At 72.6% G+C, this 22,790-nt stretch carries 20 protein-coding genes and 1 pseudogene; 8 read left to right on the top strand and 13 right to left on the bottom strand.

What is annotated here, in order from left to right:
- Positions 1-22: 22 nt before the first annotated feature.
- The 6 genes from Athai_RS00195 to Athai_RS00170 are packed head-to-tail and all read right to left on the bottom strand — an operon-like array spanning position 23 to position 3,284.
- Entirely contained in the window at positions 23-1,192 is a 1,170-nt protein-coding gene (locus tag Athai_RS00195; RefSeq protein WP_203959574.1) for a methyltransferase domain-containing protein, read from the bottom strand.
- Positions 1,185-2,171, bottom strand: coding sequence for an ATP-grasp ribosomal peptide maturase (tgmB, locus tag Athai_RS00190; RefSeq protein WP_203959573.1), 987 nt, complete (start codon positions 2,169-2,171; stop codon positions 1,185-1,187). The genes Athai_RS00195 and tgmB overlap by 8 nt, the downstream gene beginning before the upstream one ends.
- A 2-nt stretch (positions 2,172-2,173) precedes the next feature.
- Positions 2,174-2,488, bottom strand: a complete 315-nt coding sequence (gene tgmA / locus Athai_RS00185) for a putative ATP-grasp-modified RiPP (RefSeq protein ID WP_239156616.1) — start codon at positions 2,486-2,488, stop codon at positions 2,174-2,176.
- Between the two features lie 57 nt (positions 2,489-2,545).
- Positions 2,546-2,788: a hypothetical protein gene (locus tag Athai_RS00180; protein ID WP_203959572.1), complete on the bottom strand. Its 243-nt coding sequence runs from the start codon at positions 2,786-2,788 to the stop codon at positions 2,546-2,548.
- Complete coding sequence (locus tag Athai_RS00175; protein WP_203959571.1) at positions 2,776-3,024, bottom strand: hypothetical protein; 249 nt, start codon at positions 3,022-3,024, stop codon at positions 2,776-2,778. Before Athai_RS00175 ends, Athai_RS00180 begins: the two co-directional genes overlap by 13 nt.
- Positions 3,024-3,284 carry a hypothetical protein gene (locus tag Athai_RS00170; RefSeq protein ID WP_203959570.1) on the bottom strand — a complete coding sequence of 87 codons (261 nt, stop codon included), beginning with the start codon at positions 3,282-3,284 and terminating at the stop codon, positions 3,024-3,026. The genes Athai_RS00175 and Athai_RS00170 overlap by 1 nt, the downstream gene beginning before the upstream one ends.
- On the opposite strand from Athai_RS00170, the pseudogene Athai_RS35010 reads away from it, so the two are divergent.
- Positions 3,172-3,798: pseudogene (locus tag Athai_RS35010) on the top strand (helix-turn-helix domain-containing protein); the annotation flags it as partial. The gene Athai_RS00170 and the pseudogene Athai_RS35010 overlap by 113 nt on opposite strands.
- 849 nt (positions 3,799-4,647) lie before the next feature.
- Here the strand turns inward: Athai_RS35010 and Athai_RS00165 are convergent.
- Entirely contained in the window at positions 4,648-5,601 is a 954-nt protein-coding gene (locus Athai_RS00165; RefSeq protein ID WP_203965229.1) for an IS481 family transposase, read from the bottom strand.
- 278 nt (positions 5,602-5,879) lie between these two features.
- Between Athai_RS00165 and Athai_RS00160 the strand changes: the two genes are divergently transcribed.
- The gene (locus Athai_RS00160; protein ID WP_203959569.1) at positions 5,880-6,350 is read left to right on the top strand and encodes a hypothetical protein; all 471 of its coding nucleotides are present in this window, start codon (positions 5,880-5,882) and stop codon (positions 6,348-6,350) included.
- Between the two features lie 110 nt (positions 6,351-6,460).
- Here the strand turns inward: Athai_RS00160 and Athai_RS00155 are convergent, their stop codons facing one another.
- Positions 6,461-9,112, bottom strand: a complete 2,652-nt coding sequence (locus Athai_RS00155) for an FHA domain-containing protein (protein WP_203959568.1) — start codon at positions 9,110-9,112, stop codon at positions 6,461-6,463.
- Positions 9,109-11,007, bottom strand: coding sequence for a serine/threonine protein kinase (locus Athai_RS00150; RefSeq protein WP_203959567.1), 1,899 nt, complete (start codon positions 11,005-11,007; stop codon positions 9,109-9,111). The genes Athai_RS00155 and Athai_RS00150 overlap by 4 nt, the downstream gene beginning before the upstream one ends.
- 110 nt (positions 11,008-11,117) lie before the next feature.
- On the opposite strand from Athai_RS00150, the gene Athai_RS00145 reads away from it, so the two are divergent.
- Positions 11,118-13,241, top strand: coding sequence for a S9 family peptidase (locus Athai_RS00145; protein ID WP_420829752.1), 2,124 nt, complete (start codon positions 11,118-11,120; stop codon positions 13,239-13,241).
- Positions 13,242-13,499: 258 nt separating this feature from the next.
- Here the strand turns inward: Athai_RS00145 and Athai_RS00140 are convergent, their stop codons facing one another.
- Positions 13,500-13,952, bottom strand: a complete 453-nt coding sequence (locus Athai_RS00140; RefSeq protein WP_203959566.1) for a MarR family winged helix-turn-helix transcriptional regulator — start codon at positions 13,950-13,952, stop codon at positions 13,500-13,502.
- A gap of 85 nt (positions 13,953-14,037) precedes the next feature.
- On the opposite strand from Athai_RS00140, the gene Athai_RS00135 reads away from it, so the two are divergent.
- Both Athai_RS00135 and Athai_RS00130 read left to right on the top strand, forming a co-directional pair.
- Positions 14,038-14,727, top strand: a complete 690-nt coding sequence (locus Athai_RS00135) for a dienelactone hydrolase family protein (RefSeq protein ID WP_203959565.1) — start codon at positions 14,038-14,040, stop codon at positions 14,725-14,727.
- Positions 14,728-14,864: 137 nt separating this feature from the next.
- Positions 14,865-15,797, top strand: a complete 933-nt coding sequence (locus tag Athai_RS00130) for an NADP-dependent oxidoreductase (protein WP_203959564.1) — start codon at positions 14,865-14,867, stop codon at positions 15,795-15,797.
- Position 15,798: 1 nt separating this feature from the next.
- On the opposite strand, the gene Athai_RS00125 is transcribed toward Athai_RS00130, so the two are convergent.
- Entirely contained in the window at positions 15,799-16,752 is a 954-nt protein-coding gene (locus Athai_RS00125) for a threonine ammonia-lyase (RefSeq protein WP_203959563.1), read from the bottom strand.
- A 137-nt stretch (positions 16,753-16,889) separates the two neighbouring features.
- Here Athai_RS00125 and Athai_RS00120 point away from each other — a divergent pair, with 137 nt between their 5' ends.
- The 3 genes from Athai_RS00120 to Athai_RS00110 are packed head-to-tail and all read left to right on the top strand — an operon-like array spanning position 16,890 to position 19,827.
- Positions 16,890-17,444: a PadR family transcriptional regulator gene (locus Athai_RS00120; protein ID WP_203959562.1), complete on the top strand. Its 555-nt coding sequence runs from the start codon at positions 16,890-16,892 to the stop codon at positions 17,442-17,444.
- Positions 17,441-18,193 carry an ABC transporter ATP-binding protein gene (locus Athai_RS00115; RefSeq protein ID WP_203959561.1) on the top strand — a complete coding sequence of 251 codons (753 nt, stop codon included), beginning with the start codon at positions 17,441-17,443 and terminating at the stop codon, positions 18,191-18,193. Before Athai_RS00120 ends, Athai_RS00115 begins: the two co-directional genes overlap by 4 nt.
- On the top strand, positions 18,190-19,827 hold the full coding sequence (locus Athai_RS00110; RefSeq protein WP_203959560.1) for an FtsX-like permease family protein: 1,638 nt from the start codon (positions 18,190-18,192) through the stop codon (positions 19,825-19,827). The genes Athai_RS00115 and Athai_RS00110 overlap by 4 nt, the downstream gene beginning before the upstream one ends.
- A gap of 93 nt (positions 19,828-19,920) precedes the next feature.
- Here the strand turns inward: Athai_RS00110 and Athai_RS00105 are convergent, their stop codons facing one another.
- A complete protein-coding gene (locus Athai_RS00105) occupies positions 19,921-21,162 on the bottom strand; it encodes an aminotransferase family protein (protein ID WP_203959559.1) in 1,242 nt (413 codons plus the stop codon).
- Between the two features lie 69 nt (positions 21,163-21,231).
- Entirely contained in the window at positions 21,232-22,410 is a 1,179-nt protein-coding gene (locus Athai_RS00100; RefSeq protein WP_239156615.1) for an aldo/keto reductase, read from the bottom strand.
- Positions 22,411-22,790: the final 380 nt, after the last annotated feature.

Genomic DNA, 22,790 nt, shown 5'->3' with positions numbered 1-22,790 from the left:
CCGCCGCCGGCAACGGCACCGGTCATGTCATGCCTTGCCTCAGTTGGTACCGGCCGGTGTCGATGGCGCGGTCCGGACCGTCCAGCCAGAGCCGCTGGCCTCCCCGGGTGATGGTCATGCCGAGGCGGTCTCTGCTAGGGCTGCCGAGCTCACGCCAGGTGCGATGTGCGTCGGCGAGTTCGCCCGCGAGGTGTCGGGGACCGTGTTCTTCGGTCGCGCCGTTGGTGTCGATCATGGCCCAGGCGTCCTCGGCGAGCAGCCACAGTTGTGTGGGCTCGCCATCGGGCATGAACCTGAGCCACCCGGTTGCGGGTACCAACAGCGCGGCGAACATGGCGAAGTCAAGGTCGTCGAGCGCGTTGGCAGCAACATCGACTTGGCCGCGCTCGCCAGCGGGGTCTCGCAGGGCCACGGTGAACCGTTCCTGGGTGGTGCGGTCGGGTTGCGCGTCGCGGGTGGGCATGAAGGCGCCGTAGTTCGCAAGAAACTTCCCCTCGGCCCGCCCGTCGCCAGCGGTGAGCAGCGCGAGCGCGCCACCGCCGAGTTCGGCGTACAGGTTGAGCAGGATCAGGCCACCGGGCCGGGTCTGCTGTATCCAGGCGGCCGGGACGGTGGGGGCACTGACCGTGGCGATGATCCGGTCGTACGGTGCACGATCGGGCACACCGTCACGACCGTCACCGGTGACGATGCTCGGCGCGCGGCCAACCGCGGCGAGTGTGGCGTGGGCTTGGTCGGCGAGGACAGGATCGACCTCGATACTGGTGACCAGGCTGTCGCCGAGCCGTTCGGCCAGCAGTGCGGCGTTGTAGCCGGTACCGGTACCGATCTCCAGCACGCTGTGCCCATCGTGGATGTCGAGCGCTTCGAGCATGGTGGCCATCAGGCCGGGATCGGAACTCGACGAGGTCGGCATACCGGGCCGCGAGGCTCGGCGTGCCTCAGCCCAGGCGTTGGGGTCGTTGTCGAGCTGGGTGACGATGCTGGTCACCGCGTACACGCGATCGATCCACTCCGGGTCGTCGGCATCGACCGCAGCCCAGTCGCCGGTGGGTGTGGGCCAGAACAACCGGGGCAGGAACACGTGCCGCGGAATCGTACGGAACGCGCGGATCCACGGCCCGGTGCGCAACTCGCCGGAGGCGACGAGTTGGTCGACCATGCGGGCGTGCGCGGTGGCCGGGTCAGTCATGGTCTCCTCGTTCCTGCTGGTCGGTCAGGGCGTCCGCGATGGCCGCTGCGATAGGCAGACCGGTGGCGTCTTCGATCCAGCCCCACTGGCCGTTGGGGTTCACCTCCAGGAACACGTGCCGCCCGTCAGGGGTGACGACCAGATCCAACGCCCCGAACCGTAGACCCAGGTCGTCCATGAGCCGGCCGATCGCGTCAGCGACCGGCGGGGGAAGCTCGGCCACGCTGTAGGTGAGGTTCTGGTAGTCGGCGCGCCAGTCGGTCCGGCCAGCGTCGCTGCCGGCGTCGATCCTCGCGACGAACAGATGTCCGTCGACGTAGGTGACACGCAACTCACACGCCTTCGGCACCAGCTCCTGGAACAGGTGAGTGGCGAGCCGGATCCCGGCCCGGCCGAGTTGCCCGACCGAGACCGGTGTGCTGTACAGGATGCGCGGTGCCTCTCCGTCGGTGCCGTGAACAATGCTGCTCGACAGCGATTTGTACACCACCTGGCCGCCCAGCTCGGCGGCAAACGTCGCGGCTCGTTCGGCGTCGTTGGTGATCAGGGTCCGCGGCAGCTCCAGACCGACGCGATGGGCGGCGTCGAGCTGAATCGGCTTGTACTCGGCGCGGCCAATCACCGCCGGGTGGTTGAGCCAGCACGGAATCAGCTGCAGCACTCCACCAAGCCCGCGCAGACTCTCCCGACTGGCCCACCGTTGGTCGGCCTCGGTGAGCCCGGTCGGATACCCGAATCCGGTCGGGCGCCGATAGTACGCGCAGCCCACCTCGGCAAGGTCGAGCGCGCGGCCGGTGTCGAGGCGAAGGCTGCCGGCCCATCCCTCGCCCAATTCCGCAGCGAACGTCAGGTGTTGCGGCAGGTCTCCCGGATCGCAGCGAAACACCGATACGCCACGCCGGTTCAGCTCCTCCACGACCATGTCAGCGGTCGGGTCGAACCACTGGGTGAGCACCAGAACCGTCCCGAGAGACCGCATCGTCAGTCCTCCCGCACGTCGGCGTCGCCGTCCTGCGGCGTGCCGTCCCGGCTCGCCGTCGTCGTACTGGTCCGACCATCGGTGTGCCGCGCGAGCGGCACCACCTGGTCACCGTCATGGATGAGGCCGATCTGCCGGTCAGCGTCGTAGCTGAGCGCGTCCAGCTCGATCGCCGCGGTCTCGGCCGGCGCGACCGCGAGCGTCGCCCCGAACGGCCGGCAGGCGGCCGAGCCAATACCGGTGGCAAGCGGCAGCGCTGAGCGGCCGAGCGGGAACTGATCTGGTGTAGTGGACAGGGAGTCGGTCGTGTTGGTCACGTGCACGTCATCCTCCAACAGTCGGGGGAACGGAATACGGGGATTCAGCCCTTCCTTTCACCACTGATCACCGGGGCGGATGATCAATCCAGCGACCAGCAGGTCGTAGGTGATCAGGGTCTGTGGGTTGGCGTCGAGGTCCCATCCGGTCAGCTCGCACCAGCCCGACTGGCCCGGCAACGCCTCTGCCCGCCAGACACGGAACCGTCGGATCTCCCGATCGGCGAACAGCCAGCTCGCGCCCTGCAGGATGTGCACCACGTCGCCAGGACGCGGGATCACCCCGGTCATCGCGACCACGGCGCCTCCCCGGCCCCGGTCGTGTTCGACCCCCAGATCGGATCGGGCAACAGCCTCAGGCGTGGCACCGGCACCAGGTACGAGCGCTCGACCCGCGGAACCTCGTCGATCGCGTACCCGCACACCCACACGTGCCCGGGGATAGCCGGGTCGCGCACCTCCAGCACCCGGTACGGCCGGTCCGGGAGCCATGGCGGCAGGCAAACCACGTCGCCGAGCGCCGGTGGCCGGTCCATCACCGCAGCCACCGGTCGGCGTCGACCGGGTACGCGGCGATCTCGTCCCGCCAGATGCGGATCCGCTCGGCTAGGCGGCGGACCGCGGTCACAGGGTGGCGATACAGCTTCATCGTCAGGCTCCGATCGTCGATGAGGGCGGCGCCGATGCGGGTCTTGCTCGGCCGCATCGAGCCGCTGGGCCCGGGCCGGTCGCCGGGTGCGGCGGCGACCGGCCCGCGGAACGGCCGTACCGCGGATCCGCGGTACGGGGAGTACACGGGCCGCGATCCGACCTGTGTGCCTGGTCGCCGCGTCCGGTGTCCGCAACGTCCACGTCCTGGTTTGACCGGCGTATATCGGTCACAATGCGGAGAGTGCCGCCATGTGTTCGCCGCGATCTACACGCGGGTGCATAGATCGACACCGTATGCGTGCAGGTATGGGCTACCGACAGAAGAGGAGAGCATGGTGGGGTCGGTGAGCTGCTCGGTCTGCGGCCGGCCGTTGAGTGGTTCCGCGACGGTCAGCCGGTGCACCGGGTGCACGCTGGCGCCCTCGAAGCAGGCAGCCGTCCCGGCTGATCTGTACCAGAGGCCCGACATGCGGGCCGCGCTCGCGGCCGGAGACTGGGCGACGGTGCTGACCACGGTGATCGGCACGGTCGGGCTGAGCCAGACCGCGATCGCGGCCCGCGTCGGGATGTCCCAACCGCAGATCTCCCGGCTCGCATCCGGGCAGACCCGGGACCCGGGTCTGCGCACCATCCGGGCGTTGTGCGACGGGCTGGAGATCCCACGCCAGCTTGCCGGGCTGGCCGACCCGCAGGAGGAAACCACGGACCGTCGACACTTCCTGGCCACCGGACTCGGCGTGGCCGCCGGAGCCACCATGGTGCCGGCGATGACCGCGAAGCCGGCCGACGCCGAACATGCGCTGATGCTGTCCTCGGCCACGTACCGGCGGATGGAGCAGCTCACCCCGGCACGGATGCTGACCGGTCCGGTCAGGGCGCACCTGACACTGACGCGGCAGCTCGCAGACCGGGCCGGCGGCAACGACCGGTCCCTGCACGCGGTAGTGGCAGAAACGGCCGGGCTCGCCGCGTGGCTGTATGCAGACCTGGCCGAGGCCGAATCGGCGCGGCGCTACTACCGGCTGGCCGTGACGGCGGCGCGTCGGTCGGGGCATCCGCTACTGCCGGTGTACATGCAAGCGTCGCTCGGCCAGTACGCCGTCGGCGCCGGCGACCCGGGGCCCGGCCTGACACTGATCCGCGACGCGGCGGCACGACTTCCCCGATCGGCGCCCCCGATCGCCCGCGCCTGGCTGGACGTACTGGAGGGCGTCGCACTGGCCTACCTGGGTAACCGCGACGGTATGGCGTTGCTGACCCGTGCCGAGCGACGCGTCGAGGCTGCTCCGGACTCGGCGCCGGTGTGGCCTTGGCTGATGCGATTCGACGCGCCGAAGATCGCCGCGTACCGGGCGACCGCCGCGGCGCGCCTGGGACTGGCCCGCACCGCGATCTCCGCGTACCGGGTGGCCTCGGCGGTGTCCCGAAGCCCGAAGCAGGAAGCTCTGGCCACCGTCGAACAAGCCGGCGTCATCGCGTCCATCGGCCAGCTGGACGAGGCGTGCGCGCTAGGTGTTCTGTCCTGTGAGGTTGGGGACGCGGGTGGCGGGGGGTTGGCCGCCGAGTGCGGTGTGTCGGCGGTGGTGATTGTAGGTGTGGAGCCAGGCTGGGTAGGCGGCGCGGCGGTCGGTTTCGGTCTGGTAGGGCTGGGCGTAGGCCCATTCGTCGAGCAGGGTGCGGTTGAACCGTTCGACTTTCCCGTTGGTTTGGGGCCGGTAAGGGCGGGTGCGTTTGTGGGAGATCTGTTGCGCGGCAAGGGTGTCACGCCACAGGAGACTCTTGTAGCAGGAACCGTTGTCGGTCAGGACGGCTTCGACGGTGATCCCGGCGTGGGTGAAGAAGGTGTGCGCGCGCTGCCAGAACGCCACGGCGGTGTGTTGGGTTTCGTCGGGCAGGATCTCGCTGTAGGCCAGGCGGGAGTGGTCGTCGACGGCGTTGTGCAGGTAGCTGTAGCCGGCGCCGGATCGGGTCTTACGCCCCTGTTGACGTCCGAGGATCTTGTGTCCGCCGCCGTCGGGGATGTTGCCGAGTTTCTTGATGTCGACATGCACCAGCTCGCCGGGCCGGTCACGCTCGTAGCGGCGCACGACCCGGCCGGTGGCCCGATCCAGATGGGTCAGGCGGGCCAGCCGGTAGCGGGTCAGGACCCGGTGCACGGTGGCGGGGTTGAGGCCCAGCAGATACCCGATACGGGCCGGCCCCCACCGTCGCAGGACACGCACCTTGATGATGCGGCGTTCGGTGCGGGTCGGTGTCCGGGCCGGGCTGGTGCGCGGGCGGCTGGACCGGTCCTGCATGCCCTGCTCGCCCGTCTCGCGGTACCGGTCGGCCCACCGCTTGGCCGTGGTCACCGACACCTGGAAGCGTTCCGCGGCCCGCCGGAGCGGCCACCCGTCCTCGACCACCACACGAGCCAGACGCAGCCTGCCTGTCGGTGTCAAGGGTGCGTTAGCGTGAACCATCGAGGGCCTTCCTGGGATCGTCTGGTGTGTCGTTTCGTCGCTTCACACCGAACCCGGAAGGCCCTCACCTGTTCAAGATCATCAGCCCGTGGCTTCCGTCACCAACCTCTGTGGTCAGTACAGCTAGGCTGCGCCGCGTTCGACACGGCAGCCGGCCTCGGCTCCGAGCGCACCCTGCAGGCGGTCCGGCGGTTCCGCAACACGCTCGGAAGCAACTCCGCGGCGCCGGTACGCGAACTTGACGAGCGACTGACCACCGCCTACGCGACAGGATTGTGATGAGGACGATCGGGATCACCGGGCACCAGGGGCTGCCGGAAGCTGTCGCAGCCGAAGTCGATGCCCGGATTCGGCGCCGGCTCAACGAACCCGTGCTCGGTGTCAGCTGCCTCGCGGACGGTGCCGACCAGATCTTCGCCCGGGCCGTCCTCGACGCCGGCGGCCGCATCACGGTCATCGTCCCCGCCGACCAGTACCGGGACGGGCTCGCCGAGCACGCCCGACCCGGCTACGACCAACTGCTGGCCCGCGCCGACTCGATACATCAGCTCCACCACGTCGAATCGACCGAGCAGTCGCACCTGGACGCCAGCGCCGAGATGCTCGACCGGGTCGACGAACTGTGGGCGGTCTGGGACGGCCAGCCCGCCCGCGGGTACGGCGGAACCGCCGACGTCGTCGCGCTGGCCCGCGAGCGCGGCCTACCGGTGACCGTGTTCTGGCCGGACGGAGCAAGTCGCGACCGGTGACGGCCCCCGAGACGACCGACGCCGGACCAGCAAACCACCAGTCACAAGGCCGGATGGAGCGGCGAGGCGCTCCAGAAGCGGCCGGCGGCTCCGGCGCTCGCCCGGGTCGGTCAGCGGCCGGGTTCGTGGCGGCGCAGGGCCAGGCGGGTGGCGATCAGCAGCAGGACGGTCTGGCCGACCAGCACCCCGACCGCGACCAGCCAGCGGCCGGAACTGTGGTCCCACAGCGCGTCGTCCGGCGGGTCGGGCATCACCCGCTTGAGGTCGACGGTCGCCGCGGCGGCCGCGTACGCCCAGCGGGCCGGGGTGAGCCAGGACAGTTGGCTGACCACCGCCCGCCCGGCGACCGCGAACAGCCCGCCGCTGAGCACCAGCTGCGCCATCACCAGCCCGACCAGCACCGGCATGGTCTGCTCCGAGGTCGACACGTAGCCACTGATCAGCAGGCCGAGCACGGTCGAGGCGAGGGCGACCAGCGCCACCGCGGCGATCAGCTCGACGGTCGGTGACCCGAGCACCAGGGCGCCCGCCGGGCGTTTCGCGCCCCACAGCGCCACCAGCACGAACACCGTCGCCTGCGCGGCGTTCAGCACCGCGAACACCGCCAGCTTGGCACCCAGGTACGCCCCGGGTGACAGGCCCACCGCGCGTTCTCGCCGGTAGATGGCGCGCTCCGCGACGAGCTCGCGGATGCCGCCGGCCAGCCCCATGAACACCCCGCCGATCACCAGGATGGTCAGCAGCTGACCGGCCTCGGCGGAGCGGTGCAGCGCGTTCGCCGGCCGCGCCAGGCCGTCGTCGCCGGGTACCAGGTGGGCCAGCAGGGCCAGCCCGAGCGGCAGGCCGACCAGCAGGGACGCGTACAGCCGGTCGGCGAGGGTGACCGCGACGGTGCGCCGGGCGACGATGGACAGCTGCCGCCAGAAACCCTGCCGGGAGGCGGCGGCCCCGGGCGCGCCCGCATCGTCGGCGTGCGGCGGTGCGATCCGGGCCGTCGGCTCGACCGGCGTGGCACGCTCCGCGGAGTATCGCCGGAACTGCTCCGCCCACGCCTCCGGCTCGCTGCCGACCTGCTCGAACACCTCGGCATACTCCTTGGCGCCGAAGAAGGCGAGCAGCCCGTCGGGCGGGCCGAAGTAGCAGACCCGGCCGCCGCGGCCGAGCACCAGGATCCGGTCGCACAGGTTCAGGTGCAGCACGCTGTGGGTGACCACGCAGACGGTCCGGCCACCGTCGGCGAGGTCACGCAGCGCCAGCATCACGTCCCGGTCCAGCGCCGGGTCCAGCCCGGACGTCGGCTCGTCCAGGAACAGCAGGGACGGCTCGGTGAGCAGCTCCAACGCCACCGAGGTGCGCTTGCGCTGGCCGCCGGACAGGGTGCTGATCCGCTGGTCGGCCCGCTCGGTCAGGCCCAGCTTCGCGAGCACCTCGTCGATCCGCTGGTCACGTTCGCGGGCCGAGACGTCGGCACCGAACCGGAGTGCCGCGGCGTACCGCAGGGCGCGCCGCACGGTCAGCTGCCGGTGCAGGATGTCGTCCTGCGGCACCAGGCCGATCCGGTGCCGCAGGTCGTCGTACTCCGCGTACAGGTCGCGTTCCTGGTAGCGGACGGTGCCCCGGGTGGCCGGGCGGATGCCGGTGAGCGCGCCGAGCAGGGTGGACTTGCCCGCGCCGCTCGGCCCGACGACCGCGAGCAGGCTCGACTCGGGCAGTTCGAAGCCGACGTCCGCGAGCAGCGTGTGCGAGCCGGCGGTGACCGTCAGCGACTCCGCACGCAGCGACACCCGGCCGGTGTCCACGTACTCGTGCAGCATGGCGCCGTCGAAGACCAGCTGGTGGTGCCCGGCGCCGACGACGTCGCCCGGCCGCAGTACCGCCCGGGTCACCCGCTGGCCGTCGACGAACGTGCCGTTGCGGGTGCCGAGGTCGACCACCTCGTACTCGTGGCCGATCCGGCGCAGCTCCGCGTGCCGGCGGGACACCAGCAGGTCGGTCAGCACGATGTCGTTGGCCGCGTCGCGGCCGATCCGCACCACCTCGCCGGCCCGGTACGACCCGGACGGGGTGCGGCCGACCACCGACGCCGGTACCGGCGCCACCGGCCGAACCGCCCCTCCGGTCGGCACCGCGTGCGGCGGCGGGACCGGCGCGGCCGGCGGCGCGGCGTTCGGGCCCGGCACGAGGTTCGAGAACGCGTTCGGGGCGGGCACGTCAGGCCGCGCGGCGTTCGGGAACGCGTTCGGCGCCGGCAGGTCCGGCCGCACGGCGTTCGGCGCCGGCACGGCGTTCGGCGCCGGCGTCGGTGCACCACCGGGAACGCCGGCCGGTGCCGGAGCATCCGGTGCCCCGGCCGGCGACGGGGCGCCGGGCGGGCGGGCCGCGGGCGGGAGCATGCCGAGGGCGGGGTGCGGGACGGTCGGCGGGGCGCCGGCCGGCCGGCCCGGGATCACCGTCGGCGGCACGACCGACACCGGCTGGACCCGCACCGGAACGCCGGTGGTGGCGTCGCCCAGCAGCAACGCCACCGGCTGCTCCACCGGGATCCGTTGCATCCGGCGACCATCGAGGAACGTACCGTTGCTGCTGCCCAGGTCACGGGCCCACCAGCGGCCGTCGGACCACTCCAGCGCCAGGTGCTGCCGGGACACCAGCGGATCGTCGACGACGACCTGGCAGAGCGGATCCCGGCCCACGACGGCGGCCGGGCCACCGGAGTCGAACCGGCGCTGCGCGCCACCGGTGTCGACCAGCAGCTCGGTCACTTCGCCTCCGGCAGGTACTTGGCCATCGCGGTGGCCATCTGTTCCGCCTCGACCTGGGCGCCGCCCGCCTCGACGGTGAGGGTCAACTCGTACACGACCTGGCCGGACCGGACCAGCACCAGCGTCGTCGGGCCGTCCTCGTACTCGTCCAGGTGGCGGGTGTAGCCGACCGACTGCTGGCCGATCTTGCCGATCGCGAAGGTGCTCCAGCCGCAGCGCTGCAGCGACCGCTTGGCCGCGGTGTAGAACGTGCTCGACGCGGTGCCGTAGAAACCGACCACCGAGGACGACGCGTACCCGGTCTCGTGGCCGTCGTAGTACGAGAAGCCGTTGCTGGTCTGCGAGCCGATCGCGGCACCGTCGACGGTGCCCTCCGCGCACGGCTGGAACTGGTCGAGCCCGCCGAGCAGCCGGTCCTTGTCCTCGCTGGCCTGGATCTCGTCGGACGGCGCGCCGGTCGCCTTCTCGATCTGCCCGACCGACACCTGGATCTGCTTGAGCCGGGCGGCGGTCGGCGGCGGATGCTTGTGGTCGATCGAGGCGCTGGAGTCCGGGTGGCCGCCCGAGCCGGACTGTTCCTGCTCCTTCCGGTAGCCGAGGATGCCCAGGCCGACACAGCTGGCCACCATCAGCAGGCCGACGGAGCCGGCGACGATTCCGGCGATCTTGCCGCCGGACAGCCGCCGCTTCTTGCCCGGCTGCCACGGCTGCGGGGTGCCGGGGAACGGCGCGGCCGGCGGCGCGCTGCGCGGCGGGCCGGGCCGGTAGCCGGGCGGCGGGCCGGCGGCGTTCGGCATCCGGGCCGCGGGCGGGGCGCCGAGCGAGGTCGGTGCCCCGGTCACGGACGGCGGAACGGGCCCGGCCGCGGCCGACGGCGGCACCGGGGCGGCGGACCGCATCGGCGGCGCCGACCTCGGCGGCGACCCGGGCGTGCCGGTGGCCGGCCCGCCGCCGAAGACCGTCTCGGCGGTGATGCGCGGCGGGGCGGGGGCCGCGGGCGGCGCCGGCGGCGCGCCGAGGGTGGTCTCGGCGACCGGGGTCCGCAGCGCGTGCAGCCACTGCTGGGCGGACGCCGGGCGGTGCGTGGGGCTGACCGCCATCATCGACAGGATGCCCTGCACCATGCGCTCCTGGCCGGCGCCGAGCGCGGTCGCCAGCCGTTGCTGCATCGCCTCGGTGTCGCCGGGAACCGGCAGCTCCCGGGTGAGCATGTAGTAGAGGCTGGCACCCAGCGAGTAACGGTCGCTGGCCGGACCGTACTCGCCGCGGTGCAGCGACTCCGGCGCCATGAACGGCACGGTGCCGGACACCTTCGACATGGTGGCCGCGCCGGCGAACCGGACCAGGCCGAAGTCGACCAGGTAGACCCGGCCGTCGTCGGCGCGCAGGATGTTCGCCGGTTTGATGTCGCGGTGCAGCACCGGCTGGCCCTCGGTGTCCCGGCCGCTGTGCAGGTAGTCGATGGCCTCGGCGACCGGCGCGAGCGGGTCGAGCGCGGCCGGACCGGCCAGCTCACCCGCCTCCAGCAGCTCCTGCAGGCTGCGCCCCTCGATCCACTTCATCACCAGGTACAGCCGGGACTCCGCCGCGGCGTCGCTCGCCCCGTGCAGATGTGGCGGCGCACCGACGAAGACCTCGCGCACCTTCACCAGGGACGGGTGCTCCAGCTGGGTGAGCAGCGCCGACTGCAGCCGCAGGTTCTCCAGCCAGCGGCCGGAGTCGTCCTGATGGCCGGCGTGAATGATCTTGACGGCGTACCGGAAGGAGAAGTTGGCGTGCTGCTCGACAGCGCTCCAGATCTCGCCCTCACCGCCGCTGGAGCGCCGTTCGCGCAGCAGGTAGCGGTCCGGGGCGTCCGGGGGGCCGCAGAAACGATCCGAGAGCTGCTCGGGCATGCGGATATGGTGCCAGACGCCCGCATCCCGACAGCTCCGCGCTTCGCCGACAGCCGGCGGCGTACCGCCCACGGCCGCGAATCCGGGGCGCCGACGGTAGCGTGGCGCAGATGAGCGAGGGTGCGATGGCGGAGCCGCCGGCGGCGAAGCGGGTGGCGAGCGAACGGACGCAGCACGGCGACACCGTGGTGGACGAGTACGCCTGGTTGGCCGAGAAGGACAATCCAGACACGATCGCCTATCTGACCGCGGAGAACGCCTGGACCGAGCGGGCCACCGCGGGGCAGGCGAGCCTGCGGGACGAGATCTTCACCGAGATCAAGAACCGGGTGCAGGAGACCGACCTGTCGGTGCCGGCCCGCCGGCACGGCTGGTGGTACTACACCCGCACGGTGGAGGGCCAGCAGTACCCGATCCGGTGCCGGGTCGCGGCCGGTGACGACCCGACACCGCCGGTGATCGAGCCGGGCGTGCCGGTGCCCGGCGAGCAGGTGCTGCTGGACGAGAACGAGCTCGCCGACGGCCACGACTTCTTCGCGCTCGGTACCTTCACCGTCACCGCGGACGGCCGGTACCTCGCCTACGCGGACGACTACGCCGGTGACGAGCGGTTCACCCTGCGGGTCAAGGACCTGCCCAGCGGCGAACTGCTGGACGACGAGGTGCCGAACACGTCGTACGGCGCGGCCTGGTCGGCCGACTCGACGCACCTGTTCTACCTGACCGTCGACGACGCGTGGCGGCCGGACACGGTGTGGCGGCACCGGATCGGTACCAAGGCGTCCGAGGACGTGGTGGTCTACCGGGAGCCGGACGAGCGGTTCTGGGTCGGGGTGGGGCTCACCCGCTCCGAGCGGTACCTGCTGATCGAGTCGCACAGCAAGGTCACCAGCGAGGTGCGGTTCCTCGCCGCGGACGACCCGACCGGCACGCCGAGCCTGGTGCGGGCCCGCAAGCAGGATGTCGAGTACGAGGTCGACCACCAGATCGTCCACAATGGACAAGACCGGTTCCTGGTGCTGCACAACGACTCCGACGTCGGTGGCGGGGAGAACTTCGCGCTCGCGGCGGCCCCGGTGGAGGCGCCCGCCGACTGGACGCCGGTGATCGAGCACGCGGCCGACACCCGGCTGCTCGACTTCGATGTGTTCGCCGACCACCTCGTCGTGCACCGCCGGCACGACGTGCTCACCGGCCTGCGGGTGTACCCGCTCGGCGCCGACGGCGCGCTCGGCACACCGCACGACATCGCCTTCACGGAGCCGATCTACACGGTCGAACCGGACGCCAACCTGGAGTACGACACCGGCACGTTCCGGCTCACCTACACCTCGCTGGTGACGCCGCGCTCGGTGTACGACTACGACCTCGGGCAGCGGCACCTGGTGCTGCGCAAGCGGCAGCCGGTGCTCGGCGGCTACGACCCGGACCAGTACGAGCAGTTCCGCGAGTGGGCGACCGCGCCGGACGGCACGAAGGTGCCGATCTCGGTGGTGGCGCGCAAGGACCTGGTGCGCGACGGCAGCGCGCCGTGCCTGCTCTACGGCTACGGCTCGTACGAGATCTCCATCGACCCCGGCTTCCAGATCGACCGGCTGTCCCTTCTGGACAGGGGCTTCGTCTACGCCATCGCGCACGTCCGCGGCGGCGGCGAGCTGGGCCGCCGGTGGTACGAGGACGGCAAGATGCTGCGCAAGCGGAACACCTTCACCGACTTCGTCGCGGCGGCCCGGCGGATGGTCGAGGCAGGGTGGACCTCGACCCCGCGGCTGGCCGCGCTGGGCGGCTCGGCCGGTGGGCTGCTGATGGGTGCGGTGGTCAACGAGGCGCCGGACGCGTTCGGCGCGATCTACGCGGCGGTGCCGTTCGTCGACGCGCTCAACTCGATCCTCGACCCGTCGCTGCCGCTGACGGTGATCGAGTGGGACGAGTGGGGTGACCCGCTGCACGACGCCGAGGTCTACCGCTACATGAAGTCGTACTCGCCGTACGAGAACGTTGCGGCCGACGCGTCGAACTACCCGCCGATCTACGTCGAGACCAGCCTGAACGACACCCGGGTGCTCTACCACGAGCCGGCCAAGTGGGTGTCCCGGCTGCGCGCGAACGGCGCGCCGGACGTGCTGCTGTGGACGGAGATGGAGGCGGGGCACGGTGGGCGGTCCGGCCGGTACCAGGCCTGGCACGATCGGGCCCGCTGCTACGCCTGGATCATCGACACCGTGGCCCGCTGAGCCGCATCGCCGGCGCGGGTCGCCTGACCCGCGCCGGCGCGGTCGATCGTCACCGCACCAGCGACGGACGCGCCCTGCTCCGGCGTGGGGCGTGGGCGTGGGGCGTGGGCGTGGGCGTGGGGCGTGGGGCGTGGGGGCGGTGGCGCGCCGCCGTCGGGTGGCGCGGCCGGCGAGGATGTCGACGTCACCGTCGGGTGGCGCGGCCGGCGAGGATGTCGACGTCATCGGCGGGTGACGCGGCCGGCCAGGATGTCGACGTCACGGGCGGGTGGCGCGGCCGGCCAGGACGTCGGCCAGTGGGCCGTCGGCGAAGACGGCGTGCAGCGTGGCCACTGCGGCGGGCACGTCGTGGCCGGCAAGCCGATCGGCCCCCCAGTCGAGTAGTTTCCGTTGCGCTGCAAGGATTTCGGGCACCAACTCGCGGCCGGATGCGGTCAGGGTGAGCTCGACCCGGCGCCGATCGTCGGCAGCGCGTCGGTCGACGTGGCCGGCCGCGACCAGCCGGTCGACCAGCCGGCTGGGGTGGCCGGACTCGGCGATGATCAGTGCGCCGAGTTCCCGGAGCGCGAGCGGCTCCCGCGCTCCGATGATCAGGATCGCCTCGGCCTGCGCGTTGGTCACCCCCAACGGCCGGTAGGCCTCGTTCGCGCGGCGGTCGATCTCCCGGTACGCCGCCTTGACCGCCTGGGCCAACTCCAGCACCTCAACCATGGTTCCGATCGTACTTGCGACCGGTGACTGGTCATGCTTTACTCATGACTAGTCATCAATTCACACATCATCAATTGGACATGGCATGAGTGTCGAACCCACCGGCGAGCTGGCCATCCCGTCCGGCCAGGGCCCCTGGCCCGGCGTCGTCGTGATCCACGAGGCGTACGGGCTGAACGACGACATCCGGGCCTGTTGCGAGCGGCTGGCCGGCGCTGGCTACCTGACCTTCGCGCCCGACCTGTACCGCGGTGGTCGGTTACGCTGCCTGGTCCGCGCCTTCCGCGACCTCTCCGCCCGGCGCGGCCAGACGTTCACCGACGTCGAGCAGTCGCGGCGCTGGCTGCTCGACCACCCGGACTGCACCGGCCGGGTCGGCATCATCGGGTTCTGCCTGGGCGGCGGGTTCGCGTTGCTCGCCGCTGCCCAGTCCGACTACGCGGTCGCCGCGGTCAACTACGGCCAGGTACCGAAGAACGCGGCCGACGTACTCACCGGCGCCTGCCCGATCGTCGCCTCGTACGGGGGCCGGGACCGCACCCTGGCCGGCGCGGCCGGCAAGCTCAGCGGGACGCTCACCGAGATCGGCGTGACACACGACGTCCGGGAGTACCCGGCAGCCGGGCACGGCTTCCTCAACCACCACACGCCGGTACTGCCGGCCCGGATCGTGGCCCGGGCCGGGTTCCGCGGGCCGGAGGCCGCCGACGCGTGGCGGCGCATCGAGACGTTCTTCGCCACGCACCTACCGGTGGAGCGGGCCGGCGTCGACTGACCTCGACCCCGCTCACCAGCTCGGCCATGGCCCCGCAACCGGGCCTGCCGCCGCCGCGGGGCTGGTTCGACGAGCCGGATGTCCCGGGGCCGGGCACGCGCCACGGCACCCATCCCTGCCAACGAAGGAGAGACGACATGCGCATCGTGACCCAACAGGTGTTCGGCGGCCCGGAGGTACTGGAGGTCGCCGAGGCCGAGCCGCCCACGCCGTTGCCGACCGAGGTGCTGGTGCAGGTGCGCGCCGCGGGGGTGAACCCGGTCGACGCGAACATCCGAGCCGGGCGCTTCCCGCAGTACGGGCAGCCACCTTTCACGCTGGGCTGGGACGTATCCGGTGTGGTCACTGCGAGGGCACCCGGGGTGACCCGGTTCGCGGTCGGTGACGAGGTGTTCGGCCTGCCGCTGTTCCCCCGCAGCACCAACGCGTACGCGGAGTACGTGGCGGTGCCGGCACGGCAACTCGTCCGCAAACCGCCCGCCCTGGACCACGTGACGGCCGCCGGGCTGCCGCTGGCCGGGTTGACCGCATGGCAGAGCCTGGTCGACACCGCACACCTGGCCGCAGGCGAGCGGGTACTGGTGCACGCCGGCGGCGGTGGGGTCGGACACCTGGCGGTACAGATCGCGAAGGCGCACGGTGGTTACGTGATCGCGACCGCCAGCGGCGCCAAGCGCGACTTCGTCGCGTCGCTGGGCGCGGACGAGGTGATCGACTACCGCGGGGTGAACTTCGAGAGCGCGGTCAAGGACGTCGACGTGGTGCTGGACTGTGTCGGTGGGACCACCGCCGAGCGGTCCATCGACGCGCTTCGCCCGGGAGGACTGTTGCTGACCATCGTCGGCCACCACGACGCCGCCTTGGCGGAGCGTACCGAGCGGGCCGGCCGGCGATTCGCCGGAGTCGGCGTGGAACCCGACAGTACCGGGCTCGACCGGCTGGTCGAGCTGGTCGAGGCGGACCGGCTGCGGGTGCACGCGGAGCACGTCTTTCCGTTCGACCGGGCCGGGGACGCACACCGGCTGATCGAGACCGGCAGCGCTACCGGGAAGATCGTCCTGACGCCATGAGTCACCCGCGCACGAGGGTGGCCAGCTGGGCCGGGTCGAGGTTGCCGCCGGACACGACGGCGACGGTGCGACCGGCCGGCAGTTCGTCGGCATGGTGCAGGTAGGCGGCGAGCGTGGTCGCACCGGAGGGCTCCGCGACCAGGTTGGCCTGGCGCGCGAGCACGCCGACCGCGTCGCGGATCTCGTCCTCGGCCACCGTGACGATGCCGTCCAGGTGCGCGGTCAGGTGCGCCAGGGTCAGTTCGGACAGCCCGGTCCGCATCCCGTCGGCGATCGTCGCGTACCGCTGCTCGTCCGGGTAGGGCACCAGCCGGCCGGCGGCGAGCGAGTCTCGGGCGTCCGGCGCGACGGCGGGTTCGACGCCGTACACCGCGGTGCGCGGGGACAGTGCCTTGATCGCGGTACTCACCCCGGAGGCGAGGCCACCGCCGCCGACCTGCACGAGTACCAGGTCGGCGTCCGCGGCGTCGGCGAGGATCTCCAGGCCGACGGTGCCCTGGCCGGCGATCACGTCCCGGTGGTCGAACGGCGGGATCACGGTCATCCCGCGCTCGGCGGCGATGCGCGCGGTGGCGTCGGCGCGCTCGCCGCCGGGGACCAGGACGACCTCGGCGCCGAGTTCCCGGACCGCCTCGATCTTGATCGGCGGCGCCACGTCCGGGATGACGACGACGGCCGGCACCCCGAACACGGCGGCGGCGTACGCGACGGCGCGGCCGTGGTTGCCGGACGAGTGGGTGACCACGCCGGCCTTGCGCGCCTCGTCCGGCAGCACGGCGATGGCGTGGTACGCGCCGCGCAGCTTGAAGGCGCCGACCGGCTGCAGGTTCTCCGGCTTGAGCCACAGCTGCCGGCCGGGCTGCGCCCACGGCTGCGGCAGCAGCGGGGTACGGACCGCGACGCCGGTGAGGACCTCCGCGGCGGCGCGGATGTCGTCGATGGTCACCAGTTCCATGGCGCGGCCCCCTCCTCGTCCCGTTCGCCGTCGATCCTGCCGTGCCGGCGGCGCCGCCGGGCCGGACCGCGGCAGATCTCACAGCCCGACGGGACCGCGACTTGACGTAGCTATTCTCTGAGAGAATAGTGCTGGCCATGTCCGCGGTACACGTCCTGCTCGGCATCCTCGCCGACGGCACCCCCAGACACGGTTACGACCTCAAACAGGCATACGACGCGCTGCTGCCCCGGGCGCGCCCGCTCGCCTTCGGCCAGGCGTACGCCACGCTCGGCCGGATGGTGCGCGACGAACTCGTCGAGGAAGCCGGGCACGACTCCGCCGGCGGCCCGGAACGCACCAGCTACACCATCACCGACACCGGCCACGTCACGCTCCGCACCTGGCTCGGTACCGTCGAGCGGCCCGCCCCGTTCGTCACCGACGCGCTGTTCACCAAGGTCGTCGTCGCGTTGCGGACCGGCTCCGACGGCGCCACCGCCCGCGCGTACCTGACCGCGCAACGCGCGGCGCACGCCGAGCGGATGCGCGAGCTGACCCGGGCCAAGACCGAACCCGGGGCCAACATGTCCGACGTCGTCTCGGCCGACTACCTGCTCGGGCACCTCGACGCCGACCTGGCCTGGATGCAGACCACGCTGACCCGACTCGGTGCGCTCCGCGCCGAACTGCACGAAGGAGACCACCGATGACCGACGCAGAACCCCCGGCTCACGGCGGCGGGACCACCAGCCCGGCGCTGCTGACCGCCGAGGCCCTGACCCGGTCGTACGGGCCGACGCCGGCGTTGAGCGGCGTTCACCTGGCCATCGCGCGCGGCGAGATCGTCGCCGTCACCGGGCCGAGCGGCTGCGGCAAGTCGACCCTGCTGCACTGCCTCGCCGGCATCCTGCGGCCCGACGCCGGCGAGGTCCGGTACGCCGGCCACCGCATCGACACCCTCAGCGAGGCCGAGCGGTCCCGGCTGCGGCGGACCGAGTTCGGGGTGCTGTTCCAGTTCGGTCAGCTGGTCGCCGAGCTGTCCGCGCTGGAGAACGTCGCCCTGCCGCTGCTGCTCGGCGGCGCCCGCCGCACCGGGGCGTACGCGACGGCGCGCGAGCGGCTCGACCGGCTCGGTGTCGAGGACGTCGCCACGCTGCTGCCCGGCGAACTGTCCGGCGGCCAGCAGCAGCGGGTCGCGCTCGCCCGCGCGCTGGTCACCGACCCGGCCGTCCTGTTCGCCGACGAACCGACCGGCGCGCTGGACAGCCTCACCGGCGAACAGGTGCTCACCGAACTCGTCCGCGAGTCGACCGAACGCGGTACCACCGTCGTGCTCGTCACCCACGACAGCAAGGTCGCCGCGTACGCGCACCGCGAGATCGCGCTGCGCGACGGCGCCCTGGACGCGACCGGCCTCGGCGTGTTCACGGTCGGCGCCGACCGGGGGGACCGGCGATGACCGCGGCCACCGGGGCCCCGGGCGCGGCGTCGGCCGGCACCATGTCACCGCACACCCTGCTGCGGCTGGCCCGGGCCGGCACCCGGACCGACACCGTGCGGATCGCGCTGACCGTGCTCGGCTCGGCCGCCGCCACCCTCGGCCTACTCGCCGTCGGTACGGTGCTGTCCATCCCGGTGGTGGCCAGCCGCACCGACAGCACCTTCAGCACCGCGCACTACACCAACGAACTGCTCGCCGAGTACGGGCTGCGCAAGGGGCTGTCCGTCGGCCTGCTGCTGGTGACCATCCCGGTGCTGCTGTTCGTGGTGCAGTGCGCCCGGCTCGGCGCCCCGGCCCGGGAACGCCGGCTGGCCGCGCTGCGGATGGCCGGCGCCACCCCGGCCGACGTGGTCCGGGTGGTCGCCACCGAGAGCGGCCTCGCCGCCTGCGCCGGTGCCGCGCTGGGCGCCGTCGTCTACCTCGTCGGCCGGGTCCTCGCCGACGCGCCGGACTCGCACGGTTACCGGCCGCTGCCCACCGACGTACTGCCGCCCTGGTGGGCGCTGGTCGTGCTGATCGCGCTGGTACCGGTACTGGTGGTCGCGCTGTCCGTGCTCCTGCTGCGCCGGGTCGTCGCCACCCCGCACGGCATCACCAGGAAGGCCCGAACCGGCCGGCCGGCCACTTGGCCGGTGGTGCTGCTGGCGATCGGGGCTGCCATGGTGATCAGCGCGGTCTCGATCGCCAACTGGACCAGCGCGACGCTGCTACGGAGCACCGACAATGCGGCGATACAGCACGAGGCCCAGCGGATCGCCAACTGGGCGTTCCAGGGGTCGCTGGTGGTTGGTGTCGGGCTGATCCTGGTCGGGCTGGTCTTCGGTGCCGCGCGGCTCAGCCATCTGGCCGGAGTGGTCGTACGCCGCTTCGCGCGCCGTCCGGCCGTGCTGCTCGCCGCCGGGCGCGCGGCGAGCGACCCGTGGCTGGGTGGCCGCAGCCTGTCCGTCCTGTTCGCCGCGGTCCTGTTCGGCGCCGGCGCCGCGGCGCTGCGCCAGGGGTTCCGGCTCAACGACCGGGCGAACAACGCGATGGCGGACCTCGACGCGCGCTACGCCGGCACCCATCCGGAGCACTACGTCGACGCGTTCTACGGCCGCGCGTTCGACATCGTCGATCTGGGTGTCCGGGTGGTCCTGGTGGTCGCGGCGGCCGCGCTGCTGACCGCGCTGGTGGAGCGGGTCGTCGGGCAGCGCCGGCAGCTCGCCGCCGCGACCGCGGCCGGAGTACCGCGCCGGACGCTGGGTGCCGCCCTCGTGCTGCACGCGCTGGTCACCACGGCACCGGGGGTCGTGATCGCGGCGCTGGTCGGGATGTTCACCGGGCGCGCCATCGTCCCGAGCTACGACGTCACCCAAGCGGCCGGCGTCTACTGCGTGGACCACGGCTCCGTCGAGCCGTGCTACGGCGCCGACTCGAAGCAGCTCCGGCACCTCACGCTGCCGGAGCTGCACGTGCACGTCACGGCGGCGGTGCCGTGGGGGCAGGTCGGCCTCATCGTGGGGATCGCCCTGGCCGCCGTGGCCGGTACCGCACTGCTGAGCCTGTCGTTCCTGCGCGTCAGCACCCGGATCGAGGACCTCCGGACCGGGTGATGCTCCGGCCGGGTCGCCGCCGTCCGGTGGCCCGGTCACAGCTGGCCGCCTCCGGACCGCCTGGCTACAGCCGGCCAGCCACCGGGCACCGGGTCAGCGGCGGAGGTCGGTGAGGGCGGCCCAGATGCCGTCGGTGAGCAGGTGCACCTCGTCGTCGGACATCACGAAGGCCGGGGAGACCTGGATCGCGCCGGCGCCGACGGCCCGGGTCGACACCGCCTGCTTGCGCAGCCCCTTGACCAGCTGCGGGGCCAGCGCCGGCTCGGTCAGCTGGACCGCGGCGACCGCGCCGACGCCGGCCCGTACCTCGGCGACCAGGTCGTGCTCGGTCAACCGGGCGAGCTGCTTGGCCAGGGTGGACTCCAGCCGCTTCGACTCGCTGAGCAGCTGCTCGCGCTCCACCAGGTCCAGGTTGCGCAGCGCCACCGCGCACGCCGCCGGATGCCCCGAGTACGTGTAGCCGTGCCGCCACCAGACCCCGGCGCCGGGGCGGAAGAACGGCTCGGCGACGTGCTCGGCGGCGATCACCGCGCCGAGCGGCAGATAACCGGAGGTGATGCCCTTCGCGCAGGTGATCAGGTCGGGTTCCAGGTGGAACCGGGTACTCGCGAACCAGTCGCCGCCGATCCGGCCGAACCCGGTGACCACCTCGTCGGCGACGAACAGCACGCCGTACTCGCGGCAGACCTGCCGGGCGGCGGCGAGGTAGCCCTCGGCCGGCGGGTACACGCCGCCGGCGCCGATCACCGGCTCGCAGAAGAACGCGGCGACCCGGCCGGGGCCGATCCGTTCGATGGTGGCCCGCAGCTCGTCCACCGAGTCCCGGTCGACCACCGCGGTGTCGGGCATCAGCTCGCCGTAGTCGGCCCGGTTGCCCGCGATGCCGGCGAGCGCGGTACCGGCCACGTGCATCCCGTGGTACGCGTTGGTCCGGGAGATGAGCACCGTGCGCTCGGGCGCGCCCAGCTCGTGCCAGTAGCGGCGGACGAGCTTGGCCGCGGTGTCGACCGAGTCCGAACCGCCGGAGGTGAAGAAGACCTTCGCGTTCGGCATCGGCGCGAGCGAGGCGACCCGCTCGGCCGCCTCGATGGTGGTACGCACCGCGATGTCGCCGAACGACGAGTACGCGGCGAGGCTGCGCAGCTGGTCGGCCGCCGCCTCGGCCAGCTCGCGCCGGCCGTGCCCGACGTTGGCGAACCACAGGCCGGCGGTCGCGTCCAGGTAGCGGCGGTCGTTCTCGTCGAACACCCACACGCCCTCGCCGCGGGAGAGCACGAACTCCCCCGCCGACTCGACGTCGCCCATGTCCGCGAACGGATGCCAGAACGCGCCCATCGTCATCCCCCTCGTGCCCGGCGTTGCGGCCGACCGTACCGCGCGACCGGCGCCGTGCTGCGGGACGGGTTACGACGGCTCGGCGAGCAGGTCGCCGCGCGGCTGGTCCACGGTGACCTGGTACGCCCCGCCCTCGACCGGCACCGGGCGTTCCGTCGCCGGCGCCCCGGGCGGATCCGGCGGTACCGGCGCGGTCCCGGGCGCCGCGGCCGGCGGGTCCGGGTCGGCCGGCAACGGTGGCCGGGTCGGGCCGGTACCGGCGCCGGACCGTTCGATCGCCTCGGCGATCTCGTCCAGGTCCTCGGCGTCCAGCGTCTCGGTGGCCGCCGGCAGCCACCCCGCCACCTGGTCGGGCCGGCGGGCGCCGACGATCGCGGCGGTCACCCCGGGCCACGCCAGCGTCCAGGCGACCGCGACGGTGGCGAGGGTACGGCCCCGGCGGTGCGCGACGTCGCCCATCCGGCGGCCCAGGTCGAGGTTGCGGTCCAGCGCGGCGCCGATGAAGTCGCCGTCGCCGCGGCGCCAGTCGTCGGCGGGCAACGCGGCCACCCGTTCCCGGGTGAACGTGCCGGTCAGCAACCCGCACTGCATCGGGCTGGCGGCGAGCACCCCGACCTCGTTCGCGGCGCACCAGTCGAGCAGGCCGTCGGCGGCCTCCCGGTCGATCGCGGAGAACGGCGGCTGCGCCGCGTCCGGCCGGCCCAGCGCGGCGGCGGCGGTCAGCCCGGCGGTGTGCTGGCTGCACAGCCCGATCGCCCGGACCTTGCCCTCGCGGCGCAGGTCGAGCAGCGTCTGCCAGGTCTCGGCGAGCGGCACCCCGGCCGCGCGGGGCCAGTGCAGCTGGTACAGGTCGATGCGCTCGACGCCGAGCCGGCGCAGCGAACCCTCCAGGTCACGCCGCAGGTGCTTCGGCGCACCGGCGGCGCGCGGCGGGCGGGTCCGGTCCGTCTCGTCCCAGCTCAGGCCGCACTTGGTGAACAGGTACGGCCGGTCCGCCTCGGGGTACGGGGCGAGCGCGGCGGCCACGACCTGCTCGGCGTGGCCCAGCCCGTACACCGGTGCGGTGTCGATCCAGTTGACGCCGTGGTCGACGGCGTACCGGATCGCCGCGACCGAGTCGTCGTCGTCCTGCCGCCCCCAGCCGTACGCGTAGCCCGCGCCGCCGAGCGCCCAGGTGCCGAAGCCCACCCGGGTGACGTGCAGGTCGGTACGACCCAGCCGGCGGGTCGGCAGATCGCTGGCGGGCATCGAGTGCCACCTCCTCGCCCCGGACGCCGCCGCGTGCCCCACGTCGCCGCGTCGCCGTCACCCCCTCACCCTGGCGCACCGGGGCGCCTGTCGTACCGGGATTCTGCGGATCGGCAAACGGTTGGTGGTACGGCCATCGCGGAGCGCAGCATCGCCCGGAGTGCTGTGGCGCTTCCCACATGGCGGACCGCGGGCCGGCCGCAGCGGCCGGTGATTTACCTGGTGGTGGCGGTCTCCTGGGCAGCTTCTCGGCCGGCCACTCGTAACGGCACGATAACGGGTTCGTTACCCAAGGTGTCCGCACACGGGAGCACGGCCCACCGCCGACAGGCCGACGAAGCCAAACAGATCACGCAGGGTTGAACGGCACTCGGCGGTAT

Origin of the sequence: Actinocatenispora thailandica, from assembly GCF_016865425.1 — a bacterium.
Taxonomy (GTDB): domain Bacteria; phylum Actinomycetota; class Actinomycetes; order Mycobacteriales; family Micromonosporaceae; genus Actinocatenispora; species Actinocatenispora thailandica.
The sequence above is the reverse complement of the archived record's forward strand: the minus strand, read 5'-3'. Positions and strand labels throughout refer to the sequence as shown.